Source organism: Desulfovibrio sp. 1188_IL3213 (assembly GCF_036763145.1).
GTDB lineage: Bacteria > Desulfobacterota > Desulfovibrionia > Desulfovibrionales > Desulfovibrionaceae > Desulfovibrio.
The window spans coordinates 1-4,887 of the sequence record NZ_JBAIYR010000166.1 but is presented as its reverse complement, the minus strand read 5'-3'; the positions used below and the strand labels follow the sequence as shown (position 1 = coordinate 4,887).

At 55.1% G+C, this 4,887-nt stretch carries 4 protein-coding genes and 1 pseudogene; 3 read left to right on the top strand and 2 right to left on the bottom strand.

Features of this window, described 5'->3' with window-relative positions; genetic code table 11:
* The 3 genes and pseudogenes from V6C16_RS07995 to V6C16_RS07985 all read left to right on the top strand — a co-directional run.
* Positions 1-246 (top strand): annotated as a pseudogene (locus V6C16_RS07995) (dihydroxy-acid dehydratase domain-containing protein); the annotation flags it as partial.
* 529 nt (positions 247-775) lie between these two features.
* On the top strand, positions 776-2,254 hold the full coding sequence (abc-f, locus tag V6C16_RS07990) for a ribosomal protection-like ABC-F family protein (protein WP_333534854.1): 1,479 nt from the start codon (positions 776-778) through the stop codon (positions 2,252-2,254).
* A 272-nt stretch (positions 2,255-2,526) separates the two neighbouring features.
* Positions 2,527-3,057: a phospholipase D family nuclease gene (locus V6C16_RS07985; protein ID WP_333534855.1), complete on the top strand. Its 531-nt coding sequence runs from the start codon at positions 2,527-2,529 to the stop codon at positions 3,055-3,057.
* A gap of 450 nt (positions 3,058-3,507) precedes the next feature.
* On the opposite strand, the gene V6C16_RS07980 is transcribed toward V6C16_RS07985, so the two are convergent.
* Together V6C16_RS07980 and V6C16_RS07975 are read right to left on the bottom strand one after the other, a co-directional pair.
* A complete protein-coding gene (locus tag V6C16_RS07980) occupies positions 3,508-4,047 on the bottom strand; it encodes an HdeA/HdeB family chaperone (protein WP_333534856.1) in 540 nt (179 codons plus the stop codon).
* A gap of 55 nt (positions 4,048-4,102) precedes the next feature.
* Entirely contained in the window at positions 4,103-4,792 is a 690-nt protein-coding gene (locus V6C16_RS07975; protein WP_333534857.1) for an ABC transporter ATP-binding protein, read from the bottom strand.
* Positions 4,793-4,887: the final 95 nt, after the last annotated feature.

The window sequence follows — 4,887 nt, the reverse complement described above, 5'->3', positions numbered from 1 at the left end:
GCGGCCATCGGGCATATTTCGCCCGAAGCGGCGGACGGCGGCATTATCGGCCTTGTGCGCGAAGGCGACATGATCCATGTCGACATTCCCGGCCGCAAGCTTGACCTGATGGTGGCTGAGGACGAACTTGAACGTCGCCGCGCGGCCCGCACCGTGATGGAAAAGCGCAGCCCCTATCCGGTGCTGCGGCGTTATGCGCACCTTGTCAGCTCCGCAGCCAACGGCGGACGCTACAGGGATATCTAAAGCCGTTTGTCTTACAAATGTTCTCGTGTGTTTTTATTGGGCCGCCTGTGAGGCGGCCCTTCTGCATCCCCCAAAGAATTTTTAATTACCATGTGGCGTAAGGCTCGCGATGCATACTGCGGAAGCCCTGTTGATCTAAAAATGATATTTGTAATAATTTTGAAATATGCATTTCACAGTTAAAATGCCCACTCGTGGGCGAGTCCCAGGGGCGGCTTGACGCGAGCGGTGAATGACACTACATAAACGGCTGCTAACACTTTTTTAAAACCTCAACAGGATCAGGCCAAATGAAGAATTCCCGCTAAAACATGCTGTGATGTTTTGCCGTGCAGAGCACGGGGGATGGATGCCCCCGATGGTTCTTCGGCATGCGGGAATTTCGCTTTACCTGGTTTTGCCTCTGGCGTTCTCCATTCTTTATGGGATGTAGACGTGCATTTGGAGACTGCGGAAAGGAAATTTCCAGCAGTCTTTTTTTATGCGCACTTCGTGAATACGGAGGCCAGACGCCCAGGAGGTTTCCTGTATGGCTTTGATCAGTATTTCCAGTCTTGATTTTGCCCACCCCGGAGGATTGCAGGTTTTTGACAGCGTATCACTACAGCTTGATACGGGCTGGAAGCTTGGCCTGATCGGCAGAAACGGACGCGGTAAAACCACGTTTTTGAAGCTACTGTGTGGTGAATACCCGCATCGCGGCTCTATTCATACGCCGGTGGAGATGGATTATTTTCCCTTTGCCGTGAAAAATACGGAGCAGAGTGGTCTGGATGTGGCCCGAAACATCTGTGCCGGCCTGGAGAAGTGGCGGCTGGAGCGAGAGGCCTCGCTGCTGGAGCTTTCTCTTGAAGCACTTGCACGGCCGTTTCGGACGCTAAGCGGTGGTGAAGCCACCAAGCTTCTGCTGGCGTCGCTGTTTTTGCGAGGAAATAATTTTCTGCTTATTGACGAGCCCACCAGTCATCTGGATATCAAGGCGCGCCGGATAGTTGGAACGTACTTGCAGGCCAAGAAAGGCTTTATCCTGGTTTCGCACGACCGGGTTCTTCTGGACGGCTGCATTGACCATGTATTGTCCATTAACCGTGCAGGAATAGAGCTACAGCGCGGCAACTTCAGTTCGTGGCAGACTAATCGCGAACGGCGGGATCAACAGGAACTGGCGAACAACAGCAGGCTCAAAAAAGAGATAGCACGGCTGGAGGAAAGTGCCAGGCGCAGTGCCGACTGGTCGCGAGCGGCCGAAAAAGGCAAATTCGGCAATGGGCCGGTGGACCGTGGGTTTATTGGACACAAAGCGGCCAAGATGATGCAGCGGGCCAAAACCGTGGAATCCCGGCGCGGTAAGGCTGCGGATGAAAAAAAACAGCTTTTGCGTAACCTGGAGAATGATGCTCCGCTGTCCATGCGGCCCCAGACGTTTCACAGCAGGCGCCTTGCAGAGTGCCGGGGCTTGTCTTTCAGCTATGGCGATGTGCCTGTGCTGCGGAAGATTTCGTTTAGCATCATGAGCGGAGAACGTCTGGCACTGTCCGGTAGAAACGGCAGTGGAAAATCCACGTTGCTGAAGCTTTTGGCCCGGAAATTGACGGAATTTCAGGGAACCATGTACCTTCCCGGCGGTTTGCGCATTTCCTGCGTCCCGCAGGATGCCTCCTTTCTGGCCGGGAGCCTGAAAGACTTCACCCGTAAACGGGGTATTGATGAAAGCCTGTTCCGGGCGGTGCTGCACCGCTTCGGTTTTGAACGAAGCCAGTTTAGTACAGATATGAGCGGGTTCAGCGCCGGTCAGAAAAAGAAAGCGCTTCTTGCAGCAAGTCTTTGCGAAGAGGCACATTTGTATCTTTGGGATGAGCCGCTGAACTATATCGATGTGATTTCACGGGTGCAGATAGAAAACCTGATCCTGGAATATCAGCCGAGCATGGTACTGGTTGAACATGATCAGATGTTTCTGGAGCGTGTAGCCACGGAGACGCTGCACCTCTCGCCTGTTGACGGATAGTGCATTCCCGTGCCGCGCTGCCGTAGCGACTTGCCCAGCGCCGCAGCCAGATTCCGTTTTGGCGGGCTGGCAGCATGGGCCTGCATCTCGTATGCCGGTTTGAAAGGCCACCGATTTTGTTCTACCTCATTACAGGGAAGGCAAGAGAAGCATGCGTCAAAGCGGTCTTGTCTGCCGGGTCTACTGGACGGCATATACGGTTGCCTGGCGTCCTCTGCTCCTCTGGCCTCTGGTGTTGAAAAACTGTTTGGATATTTGTTTCAGGAGGTCTCATGAAGTTGAAAACATCAATCCTGCCGCTGATTGCCCTTGTTCTGGCTCTGGCGTTCTCAGCAGGTCCGGTCCGGGCCGCGCAGACAGAAGCCAGGGCCTTTTTTGCCCCGGACGGCGGCATCCGGGAGGCGGTCATCGACCACATCAACAGGGCTGAAAAGTCCATTCATATCCTGTCTTACTATTTTTCTGAGCCCCGCATAGCCAAAGCCCTGGGCAAGGCTGCCGGGCGCGGCGTAAAGGTGGAGGCCGTGCTTGACGCCAAGGGCGGCGGCAAGGACAAAAATCCCTATCTGGCGCAGCAGCTCAAGGATGCCGGGGCCGCCGTCTATATGGACGGCAACCACAAAACCATGCACAACAAAGTCGTGATATATGACGGAAAAACAGTGCAGACAGGCAGTTACAACCTGCGCAAGGGCGTGGACAAAAAGAATGCGGAAAATGTGCTGTTCATCACCTCGGAAGACGTGGCCGCGCAGTATCTGAAGGATTTTCAGAAGCACAAGGCCCATTCGCGTCCATATTGACACACGGTCGGGCAAGGGCTGCGCGTTTCGCATGCGTGAGGGCTCTGGCTGAAGGCACGGCATGAGATTGCGACGGCCCGACATACCTTTCCGCTTGGCGGCACAGATAAAAATAGTCCGCTTTCCCTCAGGAAAGCGGACTAGGGCAGATTAACCTTGAAATGTTTCACATTTCAAGGTTTTCATTCAGTCGAAAAATGCGATTTTCGGCTGAATCCACGCCACATTGTGGCGTGCAGCACTTTCGTGCAGCGGTAGAGCATTTACACTTTTTCAAAGTTAAAATGTTCTATTGCTGTTTTCAGGCGTGCCGAATGCCAGAGCAGGCTTGATTTGCAGCGGCTCCGGCGGCTCGCGGGCAGACTATTGGCTGCAAGGCGTGTGCGCTGTTACGCGCTGTAGTGAACGCCAGAAAACTTTGAAAAATCAGATGCTCAAAGGTAAAACGCCCTACTTGGCGCTTTTTGCCAGCACGTCCAGCATCAGCGCATCGGGCTGCTTGGCGCAGGCGTCCAGGAATACCTTGAGGGTTTCGTCATTTTCCAGAATGGAAGCCTGGGTTTTGTTTTTGCCCCTGTTATAGCCATCCAGCCAGATGACAAAGCCACTGCCGTTGTCGGGGTCGTCATTGTAATTCTTGCAGGTGGTCTTATCCGCCTGCCAGGTTCCCTTTTCGGGCGTGGGCTGCGCCTTGCGGGCCTTGGCCCATACGTCGGCCACCTTGTCGGTGGGTTTTGCCTGACAGTAGGCATACACTTCCGTAAGTATGGGAGCCAGAATTTCAGGGTGCGCCACGGTGTCGCCCAACCCGGCACTGACGTAGCCATCGATCTGCAATGACTCAAAAATGGGCGGCTGCCCACCGTCCGTCATGGGGATGGTCACAAGCTCGGCACAAATAAAGGAATCGGGGGCGATTTTTTCGTTGTCGGCCTGGGCCGCCAGAGGCAGGCCAAGCAGCAGGCAACAGAGAACAAGAACTTTCTTCATGAAAACTCCCTATGGTGAAAGACTAGTTCTTCCATTACCCACAGGGGCGCGTCTGTCAACAGCCAATATGTCTGCGAGGAGCCTGATCCATATTCCCTTCCAGCATGTGGACGCTGCGCCCGGCCAGTGCCGCATAGTCCGGGTTATGGGTAACCATGACTATGGTCAGCCCCTCACGGTTCAATTCCTGCAAGAGTTGCATGATGGCGTCGCCCGTGACCATGTCCAGGCTGCCGGTAGGTTCGTCGGCAAAAAGAACGCGGGGCGCGGCGGCAAGGCCACGGGCAATGGCTACGCGCTGTTGTTCGCCGCCGGAAAGGGCAGAGGGCAGGCTGTCTTTTTTATGCTCCAGCCCCACACGTTCAAGGCACGCGGCCGCCCTGCGGCGCATTTCTTCCGGTATGCCGCGAAAACTGTTGGCCCCGGGCAGCAGCACGTTTTCCATCACCGTGAGGTAGGGCATAAGGTGATGCGCCTGAAAAATCATGGCAAAGGCGCTGTTGCGCAGATGGTCGCGTTGCTTTTCGCGCATGGCCCGCAGGTCTGCCCCTTCAAAAAGCACTTGGCCGCTGTCAGGTTCGGTCAGGGTGGAAAGCACGTTGAGCAGGGTGGATTTGCCCGAACCGGAACGGCCTGTGACAGCCACAAACTCTCCCTGCTCAATACGCAGGTTCACGCCGCGCAGTACCGGGGAAGACACGCCACCCGCATTATATGATTTAACTATATCAATGGCTTCAAGCATGTATTCATCCTCTTGTGCGGCTACAGCGAAGTAAGGGCCGCCGCCGGGTTGGCGCGGGCAGCCTTGCAGGCGGGAAAGGCGGCGGCAAGCACAGC